This window comes from Lichenibacterium dinghuense, assembly GCF_021730615.1.
GTDB classification, from domain to species: Bacteria; Pseudomonadota; Alphaproteobacteria; order Rhizobiales; family Beijerinckiaceae; genus Lichenihabitans; species Lichenihabitans dinghuensis.
In genome coordinates, this window is the sequence record NZ_JAJLMN010000001.1 from 3,659,380 (window position 1) to 3,674,326 (window position 14,947).

The following is a 14,947-nucleotide window of genomic DNA, read 5'->3' on the forward strand; positions in this document are numbered from 1 at the left end:
ACCTCCCCTTCAGCGCGGCATCGGCATGCCGCCGAGGTCCGCCGCGGCGGCCCGCGGTGCGGGTGCCGCGGGTCGCGGCGCGGCCGGGATGTCGCCGGGCATCGGCAGCGGCGGCACGCCCGCGAGTCCGTCAGAGCCGTCCGGGACGCGCCGGCGCGAGGTCCGGGACAGGTGGGCGACGGCCCGCCGCGAGACCGCGGCGAGGCGGTGGCGCCGCCGGCGCGGCGCGGCGACGGACGGGGCGGCGGCTGGGGCGGGTTCCACCGCGGGCGCGGGCGGGAGCGAGCCGACCGCCTCGGTCAGGGCGTCGCCGCCCGCGGGCGACCGGAGCGCGACGGGCTCCGACCCGTCGGGTCGCCACGCCCGCAGGCCGCGCAGCGCCTCGACCAGGGCGGCCGCCGGTCCCTCGCGGCACAGCCTCACCCGGACCGACACGGGCAGCGCGCCGGTGCCGGCGGCGCCCTCGAACAGCGACAGGGGCCGCGCCGGCGCGAGATATTGCCAGGCGTAGACGCAGGACAGGCGCCCCGCCGCGCCGGCCGCGTAGCCGATCGGCCCGTCCTCGCCCCGCTCCGGCGCGGGGGCGAGGTGCATCGCCACGCCGGGCAGGGCGCGCTCCATCTCGGCCGCGATCTCGACGTCGGTGGGCGGCCCGAGCTTCAACTCCTCCGCGCCCTGGCCGGCGAGGCCCGTGCGCGCGGAGGTGAGGGCTTCCACGGTGATGCGGTTCTCGCCCGACATGGCGCGCGGGCCGTCGAGCACGATCTCCTGGCCGAAGCCGTTGGAATAGGGGATCCGCCGCACCGCCACGACGCGGCCCGCCGCGGCCGGCAGGGACGCCAGCGGCGCCTCCTCCCGGCCCGCCGCGGGGTAGCGCCCGACGGCCGGGCCGGGCGAGCCGGCCGCGCAGGCCGACAGGCACAGCGCGGAGGCCAGCAGCGGGGCGAGGCGGGGGAGGCTCATCGGAACGCCTTGTTGGTGGTCACGGATTCGACCGTGGCGAGGGCGCCGCGGCTGTCGCGGTCCGACAGGAGGCCGTCGGCCGCCGCGAAGGCCGCGCGCGCCGCCGCGTAGTCGCCCCGGTGGTAGAGCGACCAGCCGCGCAGCATGGTGAGGTCGCGCGGCTCGGCGGCGAAGCCCGCCCGGCGCCGCAGCACGTCGAGCACCTCCGCCCAGCGGCCCGCCCGGTAGGCGTCGAGCGCCTGGTGCGACAGGATCTGCAGGCCGAGGTCGCGCCGCTTGTCGGCGCCGATCGGCGCCCGGCCGGCGCTGTCCACCGCCTCCGCGGTCTCGCCCGCCGCGAGGTGGGACAGGGACTCGCCGAGGGCGCTGTCGCCCGCGACACGGCCGGAAGCGTGCGACCCGGCGGCCCGGAAGGCTTCCGCGGCCTCGGCGGGCCGTTCGGCGCCGAGCAGGCACCAGCCCTCGGTCTCGCGGTCGCCGGCCGCGCGGGCCGGGCGGCGCGCCAGGATCGACAGGCAGCGCGCGTAGTCCTTCGCGGCCAGGGCCGCGGCGGCGCCGCCCGACGGCGCGGGCTCGCGGGGGGCGGCGCCGGCCTCCCGCGCGGACCTCGCCTCGGCCTCGATCCGCGGCGCGGGGGCGCGGGGCGCACGGGCCGGCGCGCCGGCCGGGGCCGCGCGGCGCGGGGCCGGACCGGCCTCCAGGGCTGTGGGGGCCGGGGCGGTCGCGGCCTCGCCCTCGGCCAGCGCCGCCATGACGGGGGCCGGGCGCGCGATCGCGTCCCCCGCGTCGGCGTGGGCCGGCTCCGGCGCGGCGGCGCAGCCGCGGCGGGCGAGGTCGCCGAAGTTCGGGACCGGGGGCTCGCGTCCGCCGATCCCGGCGCGGCGCACGGCGCCGAGCGACAGGTAGCGGGCCTCGTAGGCCGACAGCACGCGCGCGAGGTTCGCGGCGTCGCCGAGGCGGCGGTAGCTCAGCGCGAGGCCGTAGGCCTGCGCCTCGGTGGCGCGCCAGGCGAGCGCCTTCTCGAACCAGGCCGCTGCGGCCCCGAACTGGCGCGACCGGTAGGCGTACCAGCCGAGCGCCTGGGCGCCGTTGGGCGACGACACCGCCATCGTGGCCGCGGCGAACTGGGCCGCGTCCGCGGGGGCGAGCGCCGCGCCGGTGCGGGCGCGGGCCACGCGGTCGGCGACCGTGTCGACGTAGATGGTGCGCAGCCGCCCGTCGGCGTCCTCGTCGGGGCGGGACAGGGCGACGCGCTCGGCGTCGGCGAAGCGGCACGCGTTGTGGAGGCTCGCCGCGTAGCCCTCGACGAGCTTCGCCGGGCCGCGGCTGTCCGGCGACCACGCGATGCCCTCCGCGAACCAGTCCGCCGCGCCCGTCCAGTCGCGCCGGCCGTAGGCGGCCCAGCCGAAGGCCGCCGCGGCCGGCACGGAGCGCGTGCGCCGCGCCGAGGCCGCCATGCGGTCGAGCGCTTCGGGCGGGAGCGTGCCGCGCCCGCCGTCGCGGCCGACCGCCTCGGCCACGATGTCGCCGGGCAGGGCGGCCAGCGCCGGCACTTTCGCGCCCCAGGCTTCGGCGAAGGTGAGGGCGTCGGCGTCGCGCCCGACGGCCCGCAGCGCCAGCGCGAAGCCCTCCACGGCCTTGGGCAGCGCGTCCGCGCCGGCCGTCTCGGCCGGGGCGGGGCAGCGTCCCGCCGTCGCGACGGGGGCGGCGGGCGGGGACGCGCCGGGGGCGTCAGCGCGCTCCACGGCGAGCTTGAACCGCGGCAGCGCCAGGGCGGGCCGCTTCGTGTTGAGGTAGTACCAGCCGAGCGCCGCGGGGCCGCGGGCCGAGCCGTCCGCCTCGGCCAGGGCCACGGCGCGGCCGAGCGCTTCGGGCGAGGGCGCCGGCCGGTCCTTCGACGCCTCGGCGCCGGCCGACAGCATGTCGAGCGCGGCGTCGAGCAGCCCCGCCTCCACCTCCGGCGCCTGCTCGGCCCAGGCGGACGCGGCCGCATAGGCCTCCTCGGCCCGGCCCGAGGCGCGCAGCGCCGCCACGTAGCCCGCCATGGCGCGGCCGTCGAGCGCGGCGTCGCTGGGCCGCCAGTCGACGGCCGCCTTGAGCCACACCGCGGCCTCGGCGGGGTCGTGCCGCGCCGTGGCGGCCCAGCCCAGCGCCGCCGCGCCGCCCGCGTCGCGCTCTTCCTCGATCACGGCGCCGTAGCGCTTCAGGCGGTCGGGCGCGACCTCGGCCGCCCCCGGGGCCGCGCCGCAGGGGCCGCCGCGGGTCAGCGTGCGGATGGCCATGTCGACGAACATGCGGCCGAGCGCCGGCCAGCGGTCGCGCCACGCGAAGGCGATGTCCTCGGCTTCCGGGGTGCGGCCGAGCGCGTCCAGCGTCAGCGCGTAGCCGGTCCAGGTCGTGGCGAGGCCGCCGAACGTGTCGACGTAGCGGTGTTGCGACGCGTCGCTCCCGTGAACGCGGCTCGTGAAGGCGCGCGGCGTCCGGCGGTAGTCCTCCGGCTTGAACGCGAGACGCGCGAGCCGGGGCAGGAAGCCCTCGGGCACGTAGGTGTAGCGGTCGGCGTCGGCCGGCAGGGCCGGCCACCAGTCGACCGCGTATTTGAACCAGATCGCCGCGTCGGAATATTCGCGGCGGGCGAAGCGGTACCAGCCGATCGCCTGCGCGGCGGCGGCCGAGCGCAGCGGCGTCGCCACCGCGATGAAGAGCGCCAGCCGGTCGTGCGGCATGGGCTCGGGCGGGTTGTCGAGCGTCAGCTCGGACACCACCGTGTCGATGTACAGGTCCCGCATCACGGGCACCGTGCCGGCGAAGTGGTAGAGCACCTCCTCGGCCTCGGCGAGCCGGCCGACGTCGCGCAGCGCGGACGCGTAGCCCTCCACGGTCTTGGCGTCGGGGCGGCGGTCGGGCGACCAGCGGACGGCGTCGGCGAACCAGTCGACGCCGTAGCCCTGGCCGGCGTCGCGGTAGCGGTGCCAGCCCATCGCCTGCGCGCCCGTGGCGGACCGCTCGGCCCGCACCAGGGCGGCGAAGCGGCCGAGCCGGGCCTCGTCGACCGCCGCGGGGAACAGGTCGCGCGTCAGGGCGTCGGCCATCAGCTTGACGTCGAGCGCCCGCATGCCGGGCGAGCGGTCGGCCCAGGCCGAGGCGACGTCGTCGGCCTCGGCCGTGTGGCCGGCGCGGGCGAGCGCCTGGGCCAGGCCCTCGTTAGCCTTGGCCGTGCCGGCGCGGTCGGACGACCAGGCCACGGCGCGGCGGAACCAGTCGGCCGCGTAGCCGCAGCCGTCGCCGTTGAGGCGGTACCAGCCGAGCGCCTCAGCGCCCGCGCTCGACGACTCGGACTCGACCAGGGCGGCGAAGCGCAGCACGCGCTCGGGCGTCAGCCGCTCGGCCAGGGACGGCGTCGACAACTGCGCCACCATGAGGCCGCGGTAGCTGTCGCGGAGCTGCTCGGACGCGCGGACGTGGCCCCAGGCGAGGTCCTCGGCCTCGGCGAGGCGGCCGGCGTCCCTCAGCGCCAGCACCAGCCCGCCGACGGTGGGCAGGTCCGCGGCGCCGTCCGGCGACCAGGCGGCGGCGTCCCGGAACCGGTCGACCGCCTCGGCGGGGCGGCCGTCGCGCAGGGCCCGCCAGCCCAGCGCCGCGGCGCCGGCCGCCGAGCGCGCGGCGCCGATCACGGCGGCGAAGCGGTCGAGGCGCTCGGGCGACAGGGCGGCGGCGGGGAGGTTCGGGCCGACCGCGCCCGGCGAGGGGCCGCCCGACAGCGCCGACACCGCCACGGCGACGTAGAGGTCGCGCGCCGCGGGCGAGCGGTCGCTGCGGGCGTAGAGGAAGTCCTCGGCGGCGTCGAAGCGGCCGAGGCGCTTCAGGGTGAGGCCCCAGCCCTCCACGACCTTGTCGGGCACCTCGCCCGTGCCGCACCACTCGACGGCGCGGCCGAACCACAGCGCGGCGGCGTCGAGGTCGCCGCGGTTCCAGGCGGTCCAGCCGAGCGCGCCGGCCGCCGCGACCGAGCGGTCCGCGAGCAGGATGGACGAGAAGTCGGCCATCTCGGCCGGGTCGACCGCCGAGGCGTCGGTGGAGGCGAGGCGCGCCGTCATCAGGGACACGAAGAGGTCGCGCATCGCCCCCGAGCGTTCGCGCCACGCGTGGGCGAGCTGTTCGGCCTCGTCGAGGCGGCCGAGCTCCTTCAGCGCCAGCGCGTGGCCCTCGGCCAGCTTGGGGTCGCCGTCGGAGTTCCGGAGCGCGAGCTTGAACCAGCCGTCGGCCTCGGCCCAGCGGCCGTGCCGGTATCCGTACCAGCCGAGCAGCGCCGCGTCCGAGGCTTCGCCGGAGCGCAGGGTCGCGGTCCCGAGCGCGTCGAGGTTGGCGGCCGCGACCTCGTCCGCGGCCGACGCTGTGCCGGCAGCCGACGCCGCGCCAGCAGCCGACAGGGCGCGGCCGATCCCCTGGCGCGCGAGGTCGAGCCGCACCTCGTCGAACTCGCCGGAGCCGTCGGCCAGCACGGCGCCGGCGGCGATCAGACGGTCGATGTCGGCGGCCGGCAGGGCGTCCACGGCCTTGCGCACGGTGGCCATCCGCTCGTCGCGGTCGCGGCAGGTCTTCAGGATCGCGGCATCGACCTCGTAGGAGCGCTCGGCCGAGCCCAGGCCCGCGAAGGCCTCGGCGACGCGCCAGTCGAGATCCACCGTGGCGCAGGACAGCGCGTCCGGGTGGGCGGCCGCGACCGCGAGCAGGCGCGACCAGTCCTTGGCGTCGGACAGCGCTCTCAGCTGCGCCGCGGTCTCGGCCCGCGCCATCTTGGCGAGCAGGTCGGCGGAGGGGCGCCATCCGGCCTCGCGCTTCTCGCGCGCCTGGATGGCGGAGCGCAGCTCCTCCGTGCGGCCGGCGGCGAACAGGTCCCACAGGGGCTGCTCGTCGTCGCCGTTGCCCGAGGCGTAAAGGTTGGCGGGCACGCGCCAGGCCGGGTGGAGGGCGCGCAGGCGCTTGATCTCGGCGTCCACGCGGGCGCGGTTCTTCTGCCCGGCGTAGAAGCGCAGCGCCGTCTCGTCCACGCGGTCGACCGCCGGAGCGACGTGGCCGAACAGCGGCGAGTCGTAGAGGCCCGCGTAGGGCACGGCCGGGGCCGCGACGGACGCGGGGGCGGCCGGCGCCTTGGCCGCGGTGCCGCCCAGCGCGGGCTCGGCCGCGGGCGCGTCGACGACCAGGATGTCGCCGGCCCAGGCGGGGGACGAGGCCATGAGCAGCAGGGTGGCGAGCGTCAGTCGCATCGGAGGTCCCGGTCCGCGGCCGCCAGCGCCGCCAGGAGGCGCAGCGAGCTCGGGTAATAGTGGTCGCCTGGCCCGGACGCCGGGGCGGCGGGCGCACCCTCGCCGCCAGCCGCGCAGGCCGCGAGGGTGAACACGGCCCGGTAGCCGGCCTCGCGCAGCGGCTCGCGGGGCAGGCCGGTCGCGACGTCGACGGTGGTGGGCGCGGCGCCGTCCCGCGCGAGGCGCAGGAAGGGCGCGTAGAGGCCGGGCGTGCCGACCCCGCCCCAGGCGAGGTAGAGCGGCACCCGCACGGCGTTGTAGCCGAACTCGCGCGGGAAGCCCTTGGCGGGCGCCGGTGCGCCCTTCAGCGACACCCAGTCGGTGGGCAGGTCGCCGGGCCCGAAGCGCGAGGCTTCGAGGAGCGCGAGGCCGGTCCGGGTCAGACCCGCCCAGTCGACCTCCGGGGCGACCTCGGGCAGGGCGTCGAGCGCGGGGAACACCCAATAGGACAGGTTGACCACGGGGCCGTCCGCCATGGCGGCGGCGTCGAAGCCCGAGGCGCCGGGCTTCAGGGCGAGGCCGAAGCGGCTCGTGAAGGTCGCGGACCGGCCCACCGCGAGGGCGATGCGGCGCGACACGTCGCGGTAGTCCGGGCTGTTCCAGCGCCGGGCCGCGCGCAGCAGCGCCCAGGCGATCAGGAGGTCGCCGTCGGTGGCGTTGTTGGCGTCGGTGACGTGGGGGACGGCGTCGGGCATCCAGCGCCAGGAGGCGAGGCCGTCCGGCCGCCGGTACAGCTCGCGGGACGTCCATCCCCACAGCCGCGCGAAGGCCACGCCGTCGTCGGCCGCGACGGCGAGCAGCATGGCGTAGCCCTGGCCCTCGCTGTGGCTGACGTTGCCGTTGGCGTCGTCCACCACGCGGCCGTCCGCGGCCACGAAGCGCGCCTTGTAGTCGGTCCAACCCTTCGGCACGGCGGAGTCCTGCGGAGCCGCGAGGGCGGGGGCGGCGAAGCAGAGCCAGGCGGCGGAAAGGATCGTGGCGAGGCGGGCGGCGCCCGTCCTCCTCCCCTCGCGGGGAGAAGGGGAGCGGCGGAGCGCCGTCGTCCCGCTCACGGCTTCACCCCATAGCGCTTGACCGCGGCCGCCGTGGCGGCGCCGAGGGCCCCGGCGATCAACAGGAAGCCGAGCACGTAGGCGTCGATCTCGGTCGACATCCAGCCGGCCGCGATCAGCCGGACGTTGCCGGGCGACAGCGTGGCGGTGGGCACGAAGTAGTCGGACTGGGCCTGGACGGTCGCGAGCCTGTCCGAGCGCGGGTCGAAGGTCGCGGCGCGGCCGTCGAACTGGCTCCACAGGTCGGGCGCGGTCACGGCCAGCACGGAGGAGCGCAGCGTTTCGCCGGTCGGGGCCAGCACCAGCGTCCAGGTGTCGCCGTGGCCGCCCGGCGCCTCGTGCTGCGCCACGGCGAGCCGCATGTCGGAGGTCACGGCGACGCGCCCCTCCGTGCGGCCCCAGCGCGGCAGGTTGGCGCTGCTGAGCCCGGCCGCCTTCTCGAGCAGGCGCGCCAGGAGGGCGCCGGGGTTGAGCCGCCACTGGCCGGCCGACACGTCGTCGGACCAGCGGCGGAACAGCGTGGCGCCGTCGCGTTCGCCGATCGCCGCCTCGCCGGGCGCTGGGGGGCGGCCGGCCAGGGCGCGGGCGTCGCGCAGCCGGGCGCCGGCGGCCGAGCGCGCCTCGATGTGGCTCCAGGCGCCGCGCATGGCCTCCGCGTCGAGCCCGGCCGCGTCGATCACGGCGGGCGGCAGGTCCGCGTAGGCGGCCACCACCAGGGCCGGGCCCTTCAGCCCGACGTCGCGGCCGAGCGCCAGGCGGGCGTCGATCGGGCCGCCCGCCGCCACGGCGGCGCGGCTGAGCAGGGTGGCGGCGGCCGACACGGCGTCGGCGTCGGGATGCGGCAGGTAGAGCAGGCCGGGCGCCTTCCGCCCCGCGTAGGGGAAGCCCGCCGCGGCCGTGGCGGACAGGCTCGGCATGCGGGCGATGCGGGCGATGGCGGGCAGCTCGACGCCCGTCGAGTCGAGCAGCGCGAAGCGCTTGCCGCCCGCGCCCGCGGCGGCCGACACGGTGGCGGCGGCGTCGCAGGCCGCGTCGGCCGCGGTGGCGAGCTGCGCTTCCAGCGAGACGTGGTTCAGGCCGGGGCGCAGGCTGCCGAGCGGCACCGTGACGGGCCGCCGCCGGAACGCGTCGCCGGCGCGGTCGCCGAGCGGCAGCGAGGCCGCGTCGTGCCCGTTGACCCGCACCAGGATCTGGCTGCCGCGGTCGAGCCCGGCCGCGTAGGCGGCGTCGAGCCGGATCGTCATGGCGCCGTAGTCGGCCGGGTAGAAGTCGGGCGGCAGCAGCAGGTCGAAGCCCGTGCGGAACAGCCGTCCCGAGAACTCCTGGGTCGGCACGCCGAGGTCCCGCAGCGTCAGCGCCGAGCCGCCCTCGACGGGCCGGCCTCCGGCGAGGGCCAGCGCGCGCAGGCCGGCCGGCGTGCCGGACGCGTCCGTCCCTCCCAGGGAGGCCACCGCGGCGTCGACCTCGGCCGGGCCCTGGCCGGACAGCACCAGCGTCGAATAGCCGGGCGTGGCGCCGGGGCGCAGCGCGGCGGGCGCGCCGTCGTCGGGCACGAGGTCGCCGAGGTCGGCGCGCTTGAGGTCGTCGGCGGTGCCCGCCACGATGTCGAGCCCGGGCCGGTCCGCGGGCGCCGACGCCACCTCGACGGCCGGATGGGCGAAGCGGCCGCGCAGCGACACCGCCTCGGCGGCGCGCAGCAGCCGGTCGAGCGCGGCCGCGTCGGTGCCCTTCGGCACCACGAGCCGCATCGGGGTCGTGCCGTCCTCGGCGGCCGGCAGGGCCGGGAGGTCGGCCACGTCGGACAGCGAGGAGGCGGCGAGCCCGTCGAAGGTGAAGCCGGCCGTGGCGGGGTCCACCTGCGTCCACAGCTCGTAGGTGGCGGCCAGCGAGCAGTCGACGCGGTGGCGCTCCTGCACCTCGAGGCGCACGGCGTTGAAGCCGGGTTCGAGCAGCGAGGCCGGCAGGTCGATGTCGAGCACGCCGGGGTCCTCGGCCCTGGGCGAGGCGATGGGAGTCTCCGACACAGCCACGTCGTTGACCAGCACGCGCAGCCGCGAGGCTTCCGCCATCACCGACACGGCGTTGGTGATGGTGAGGTGGAGGTGGGCGTGGGAGCGCGCCTCGGCGGCCGTGAGGTAGACCGGGTAGTCGCGCGCGTCGGCCTCGCCGGACAGCAGCAGCTGCCGCGCCCCGGCGCCGAGCCGGTGCAGCGGTGCAGGGGTCGCGGGCGGCTCGGCCGGCGCGATGGTGCCCGTCGCGTCGGCATCGTCGGCGGGCGCGGCGCCGGCCGGGCCGGCCAGCGACAGGGCTGTGCCGAGCAGGAGCGCGGCGGCGACGGACGGCCGGCGGCGGAGGGTGGAGATCACGGGGCTCACCGGGCCGCCACCGCGGCGTAGGGTGGCTCGTCCGCCAGGGCCGCCGACGGGCCGAGCGCCGCCTTGAGGCCGTCGAGGCTCGCGGGCTCGTGCCGGGCCGGGGCGGGCTCCGCCGCCTGCGGCACGGCGGGTTCGGGCCGCCGCAGCCCGGCCAGGTGCCGGCCCAGGAAGGCGAAGCCGCGCAGGGGCTCGACGAGGCCCCAGCGCACGAAGGCCGCGACGCCGCCGAGGATGGACTTGTGGTTGCGGCGCTTCTCCCGGAAGGCTTCCAGCGCCTCGCTGCCGGGGTGCAGCGTCGCGGCGATGAGCCGGTGGTGCTCGGCCTTGAGCTGCGGGAAGGTGAAGGCCGCGATCCCGTCGCCGGGCGGGCCGTCGAGCGCCACGGGCAGCGTCTGCGCCGGGTGGCCGGGGCGCCGCGGCACGGCCAGGATGCCGACCGTGCCGCGGCCGAGCCGGGCCGGGATGGCGCCGGGCTCCGCCGACAGGGTGCAGCCGCGCACCGAGATGGCGTCGATCTTGACCGGCACGATCGTGGTGCCGATGGCGAGCTCGGCCGGCCGGCCGAGCGGCTTCGCCACGGCGCGGCGCTCCGACACCACCCCGAGCCCGGCGCCGGCCAGCAGGAGGTTCAGGAAGTTCCACAGGCTGACGACGAGCATGAGGTCGCCGCCGTCCGGCTCGGTGGCGAAGCGCCAGGCGGCGTAGACCTGGCTCAGGAGGATCAGCCCGTAGATGGCGAAATACGGCAGCGCCAGCTCCGACAGGAAGTCCTTCTCCAGCGTGTTGCCCTTGTCGGTGACGTTGAAGGTGGGCTTCCGCGGGTTCATCACCACGCTGACGAGGCCGCGGCACAGGAAGATCGACTGCGTGAACTCGTAGAGCTCGGAGACGAAGGGCCAGCGCACCTTGCCGTACATGGTGTTCTGCATCATCACGTTCACGACCATGTAGATCAGCGTGTAGGACACGAACTCGTGCACGTTGGCGACGTAGATCTGCAGCGAGAACCAGATGTACAGGAACGGCGCGACCAGGAATGGCAGCCGGAACAGCGGGAAGAACCAGTAGGTCATGTTGCTGAGGTAGCAGACCCGCTGCGCCAGGCTGAGGCCGCGCTTGAACAGCGGGTTCTTCAGCAGGAAGATCTGGAACATGCCGCGGCACCAGCGCGACCGCTGGCCGATGAAGGAGGCGAAGGTTTCCGGCTGCAGGCCGCAGATCATCGGCCGGTCGACGTAGAGGCTGTTCCAACCGCGCGCGTGGAGGTCGAGCGCCGTCTCGCAGTCCTCCGTGATAGACAGGCCCGAGAAGCCGCCGACCTCGTCGAGCGCCGCGCGGCGCAGCACCGCCGCCGAGCCGCAGAAGAAGGCCGCGTTCCACTTGTCGAGCCCGCGCTGGATCACGCCGTAGAACATCTCGTTCTCGCTCGGCATGGTCTCGAACGTGGCGAGGTTCTTCTCGATCGGGTCGGGGTTCGAGAAGAAGTGCGGCGTCTGGCACAGGAACAGCCGCGGGTCGCGGCGGAAGTGGCCCACCGTTTCCTGCAGGAAGTCCGGCATGGGGACGTGGTCGGCGTCGAACACCACGACGAGCTCGCCGTCCGTGTCGGCCAGGGCGGCGTTCATGTTGCCCGCCTTGGCGTGCAGGTTCTTCGCCCGCGTGTGGTAGGTGACGCCGAGGTCGGCGCAGAGCCCCATCAGCTCGGCCCGCCGCCGCCGCGCCGCGCCGGCCGCCGCCGCGTCCTCCTGGTCGCACTTTTGGTCCGTGCCGCCGTCGTCGAGCAGGTGCACGCTGAGGCGGTCGGCGGGGTAGTGCAGGGCGGTGGCGGCGGCCAGCGTCACGGCGAGGAGGTCGCGGTCCTCGTTGTAGGAGGGCACGAGGACGTCGACGGTGGGCAGGTCCTCGTCGGCGAGCCGGGGCGCCGGCGGCCGGTCGAGCGGGTCGGCGATCACGAACAGGCTGATGAACAGCATGCCGATCGAGTAGAGTTCGGCGAGGTAGAGCGTCAGGCCGCAGGCGAAGCTCACCGGATCGCTGACGGGCGGCAGCGTCGAGGTCGTCCGCCAGTACAGGTAGCGCAGCACGAGGCCGGTGCCGAGCGCCAGGAACACCTTGCGCCAGGCGCCGTCGAGCCGCAGCAGGCGGATCAGCCCCATGGCGCCCACCGTCGCGGCGCCGAGCACGAACTGCGCCTGGATCCCGACCGGCTCGCAGGCCATCGCCAAGAACAGCAGGCCTGCCAGGGCCCAGGCGGCGGTCGCTAGAACTTTCATGCGGGCGTCGACGGTCCGTTCATCACAGATGACCGTCTACGGCGGCGAGTCTTGCCGAAGCCTTCCCGGGTTCCCTGAGCGGGATGCAAGATGTCGCGATGGTTAACCGGCTTCCGCCGTGCCGGCCTTCTGCCCCTGCGTCGTGCTGCCGCTCCCGTTCCGTCGACTCTGCAACCGCCTTGGGCATCTCCCGTTAAGACGCGCCGTCTAACGTGTCGCCACGTCGTGTCGAGGTCCGCGAGGGCTCTCGAGGCATCAAGCCGCTCCGCCGTGCCGGTAGCCAGCCCGGTATGTCCCTTCGAGCCCGTGGCATGCGGCCCGCCCGCATCTCGCGTCGCGGGCAGGGCTTGGTGACCGCACCCCCGGCCGGAGGTGCGCGATGTTCGAGCAGGTGTTCCATGTCGCCCACGACCCATCACGCCGACGCGGAGATCGCGGACGCGCTCGACAGGCTCTCCTCCTCGGGCGCCATGCAGTCGAACTGCATGTTCCAGCTCGCCCTGATGGTGGCGCGCATCGCCGCGGAGCCCTGCGCCGAAAGCTACAAGGCCGAGGCCGCGCAGGCCCTGATGGACCTGATCCGCGCCAAGCCGAAGGGCAACGTGGTCCGCCTGTTCGGCGCCACCCAGGCAGCGCCGCCCGACGCCGAATCGAGCGTCGTGCAGTTCGCGGCGCGCTGATCCGGGCCTTGAATTCCGCGGGGCTCCGGCCTACTCTCTCGGCGTGGCTACGGCCTCTATGGCGATAAACGGAATCCGAAATAAACCATACGGACCCCGGGGCGGTACCGGGCGGGTCCACCTCAGCCCTCGCAGAGCGCGAGGGTTGCGGCGGGCCCGAAATAGGATTGACGTGGGTGTAAAGGGATCTCTTTTGCTCGGCATTGTACCGCCGTTATCGGGCTAAACTTATAGTTGCCAACGACAACTATGCTCCGGTCGCCGTCGCCGCGTAATGCGGTGAAGGTACCGGGAACCAAGTCCTAGAGGGTTAGCACCTTCTGGGCGGGGTCCGGAGGCACCTGGCAACAGAAGCCTCCACTTCATCCCCTCTCCGTCCATGCAGAATCGTCGTCTCCGTCCCTCGGCGCCGCGGCCCGCGCCGGACGTGCATTAGCGAAGTCTTCGCGTTCTGCCGCCATGCTGCCCTGGCCGCCCGGTCCGCCGCGGCGTGGCAGGCGGGCGCACGGAGGCGGCGATGCAACCCTGGCGGATCGTCGCCCTGACGGCGGTCACAGCCGCGTTGGGCTTGGCGGCCCTCGGCTTCACCGTGGACTCCAGAGGAGTCGCCGTCACGGTCTGCGCCACCCTCCTCTGCGAGGCCCTGGCGCTCTACTACCGGGCTGTTCGGCCTGATCCGCGCCTGTCCGCGAGCCTCACCGCCGTGGCTCAGGTCGTGGTGTTCTCGGCCGTCGCCGGCCCGCTGTCCTACGTCGCGGCGGCCCGGGGCGGACAGCTCTGGGACGCGACCTTCGCGCGTTGGGACATGTGCCTCGGCGTCGACTGGCTGGGCTATGCCGCCTTCGTGGAGGGGCATCCCCTGTTCGCGCTGGCGGGCGGCCTCGCCTACGACAGTTTCAAGCTCCAGATCCTGCTCGTCCTGCTCGTCCTCGGGTTCACGGGCCGGACGCGCGCGCTGGCCGAGTTCGTCGTCGCCTTCGCCCTCTCGGGGGCGGCGGTCGTCCTCCTGTCGGGGCTGATGCCGGCCCTGGGCGCCTATCCCGGCCTCGGCGTCCCGCCCGGCCGCTTCCCGCTGATCGCGCCGCGGGACGTCTACGACACGGCCGCCACGGTGGTCGAACTGCGCCGCGGCGGCGCGCGGTCGCTGTCGCTGTCCGACCTCTACGGCATCATCAGCTTCCCGAGTTTCCACGCCGCGGGCGCCGTGCTCTTCTGTGCCGCGCTGTGGCGCATCCCGGTGCTGCGCTGGCCGGCCGCGGCGTGGGAAGCCCTGATGGCGGCGGCGACGCCGACGCACGGCGGCCACTACGTCGTGGACGTCCTCGCCGGCGGCGCGACGGCGGCGACCGCGCTCGTCGCGGCCCGCGCCGCAGGGCGGACGCGGGAGGCGCCGGAGCCCGCGCGCCCCGAGGTTCGGGCGCGCGGCGTGCTGAGGGCCTGACCGACACCCCACCCCGACGGAAACTGGCAGACGATACGATGCAGGACTACCTCGACCTCCTCGCCGCCGTGCTGGCCGACGGCCGCCGCAAGGCGGACCGGACCGGCACCGGCACGCTGTCGACGTTCGGTCCGCAGCTCCGCTTCGACCTCGCCGACGGCTTCCCCCTCGTCACGACGAAGAGGCTCCACCTCAAGTCCATCGTGCACGAGCTGCTGTGGTTCATCCGCGGCGACACCAACGTGGCCACCCTCCGCGACAACGGCGTCACGATCTGGGACGAGTGGGCGGACGAGCGCGGCGAGCTGGGCCCCGTCTACGGGCGGCAGTGGCGGTCCTGGGAGGGCGCCGACGGCCGCACCCACGACCAGCTCCGCAACGTCCTGGCGGAGCTGCGGCGCAACCCCGACAGCCGCCGCCTGATCGTGTCGGCCTGGAACGTCGCCGACCTCGACCGCATGGCGCTGGCGCCCTGCCACTGCCTGTTCCAGTTCTACACCGAGCCGCTGGAGGACGGCGGGCGGCGCCTGTCGCTGCAGCTCTACCAGCGCTCGGCCGACCTGTTCCTCGGCGTTCCCTTCAACATCGCCTCCTACGCGCTTCTGCTGGCCCTGGTGGCGCGCCACTGCGGCTACGAGCCCGGCACCTTCGTGCACACGCTCGGCGACGCGCACATCTATTCCAACCACGTCGACCAGGTGCGCGAGCAGCTCGGCCGGACGCCCCGCGCCCTGCCGCGCCTCGTGCTGAACCCGGAGGTGCGCGACCTCTTCGCCTTCCGCTACGAGGACATCGGCTTCGCGGACTACGATCCCTGGCCGGCCATCAAGGCCCCGGTGGCGGTGTGAGCGCCGCTT

8 protein-coding genes and 1 other RNA gene are annotated in these 14,947 nt (G+C 75.7%); 4 read left to right on the forward strand and 5 right to left on the reverse strand.

The genetic code is table 11. The annotated features are described in order from the left end of the window. Window positions 1-9: 9 nt before the first annotated feature. Genes bcsN through bcsA form a run of 5 tightly spaced genes read right to left on the reverse strand, consistent with a single transcriptional unit; the run spans window position 10 to window position 11,969 of the window. Window positions 10-963, reverse strand: coding sequence for a cellulose biosynthesis protein BcsN (bcsN, locus tag L7N97_RS17500; protein WP_237479579.1), 954 nt, complete (start codon window positions 961-963; stop codon window positions 10-12). Continuing rightward, the gene (locus tag L7N97_RS17505) at window positions 960-6,230 is read right to left on the reverse strand and encodes a hypothetical protein (protein WP_237479580.1); all 5,271 of its coding nucleotides are present in this window, start codon (window positions 6,228-6,230) and stop codon (window positions 960-962) included. Before L7N97_RS17505 ends, bcsN begins: the two co-directional genes overlap by 4 nt. Then, window positions 6,221-7,321, reverse strand: a complete 1,101-nt coding sequence (locus tag L7N97_RS17510; protein WP_237479581.1) for a family 8 glycosyl hydrolase — start codon at window positions 7,319-7,321, stop codon at window positions 6,221-6,223. Before L7N97_RS17510 ends, L7N97_RS17505 begins: the two co-directional genes overlap by 10 nt. After that, complete coding sequence (locus tag L7N97_RS17515; protein WP_237479582.1) at window positions 7,318-9,687, reverse strand: cellulose biosynthesis cyclic di-GMP-binding regulatory protein BcsB; 2,370 nt, start codon at window positions 9,685-9,687, stop codon at window positions 7,318-7,320. The genes L7N97_RS17510 and L7N97_RS17515 overlap by 4 nt, the downstream gene beginning before the upstream one ends. A 5-nt stretch (window positions 9,688-9,692) precedes the next feature. Further along, window positions 9,693-11,969, reverse strand: a complete 2,277-nt coding sequence (bcsA, locus tag L7N97_RS17520; RefSeq protein ID WP_237479583.1) for a UDP-forming cellulose synthase catalytic subunit — start codon at window positions 11,967-11,969, stop codon at window positions 9,693-9,695. Between the two features lie 398 nt (window positions 11,970-12,367). Between bcsA and L7N97_RS17525 the strand changes: the two genes are divergently transcribed. From L7N97_RS17525 to L7N97_RS17540, 4 genes are all read left to right on the forward strand, one after another. Beyond that, the gene (locus L7N97_RS17525) at window positions 12,368-12,649 is read left to right on the forward strand and encodes a hypothetical protein (RefSeq protein WP_237479584.1); all 282 of its coding nucleotides are present in this window, start codon (window positions 12,368-12,370) and stop codon (window positions 12,647-12,649) included. Between the two features lie 4 nt (window positions 12,650-12,653). Further along, window positions 12,654-13,011: a transfer-messenger RNA gene (gene ssrA, locus L7N97_RS17530) on the forward strand. A 155-nt stretch (window positions 13,012-13,166) separates the two neighbouring features. Next, window positions 13,167-14,090, forward strand: a complete 924-nt coding sequence (locus tag L7N97_RS17535; RefSeq protein ID WP_237479585.1) for a phosphatase PAP2 family protein — start codon at window positions 13,167-13,169, stop codon at window positions 14,088-14,090. 38 nt (window positions 14,091-14,128) lie between these two features. After that, complete coding sequence (locus L7N97_RS17540; protein ID WP_237479586.1) at window positions 14,129-14,938, forward strand: thymidylate synthase; 810 nt, start codon at window positions 14,129-14,131, stop codon at window positions 14,936-14,938. The last annotated feature ends 9 nt before the right edge of the window (window positions 14,939-14,947 follow it).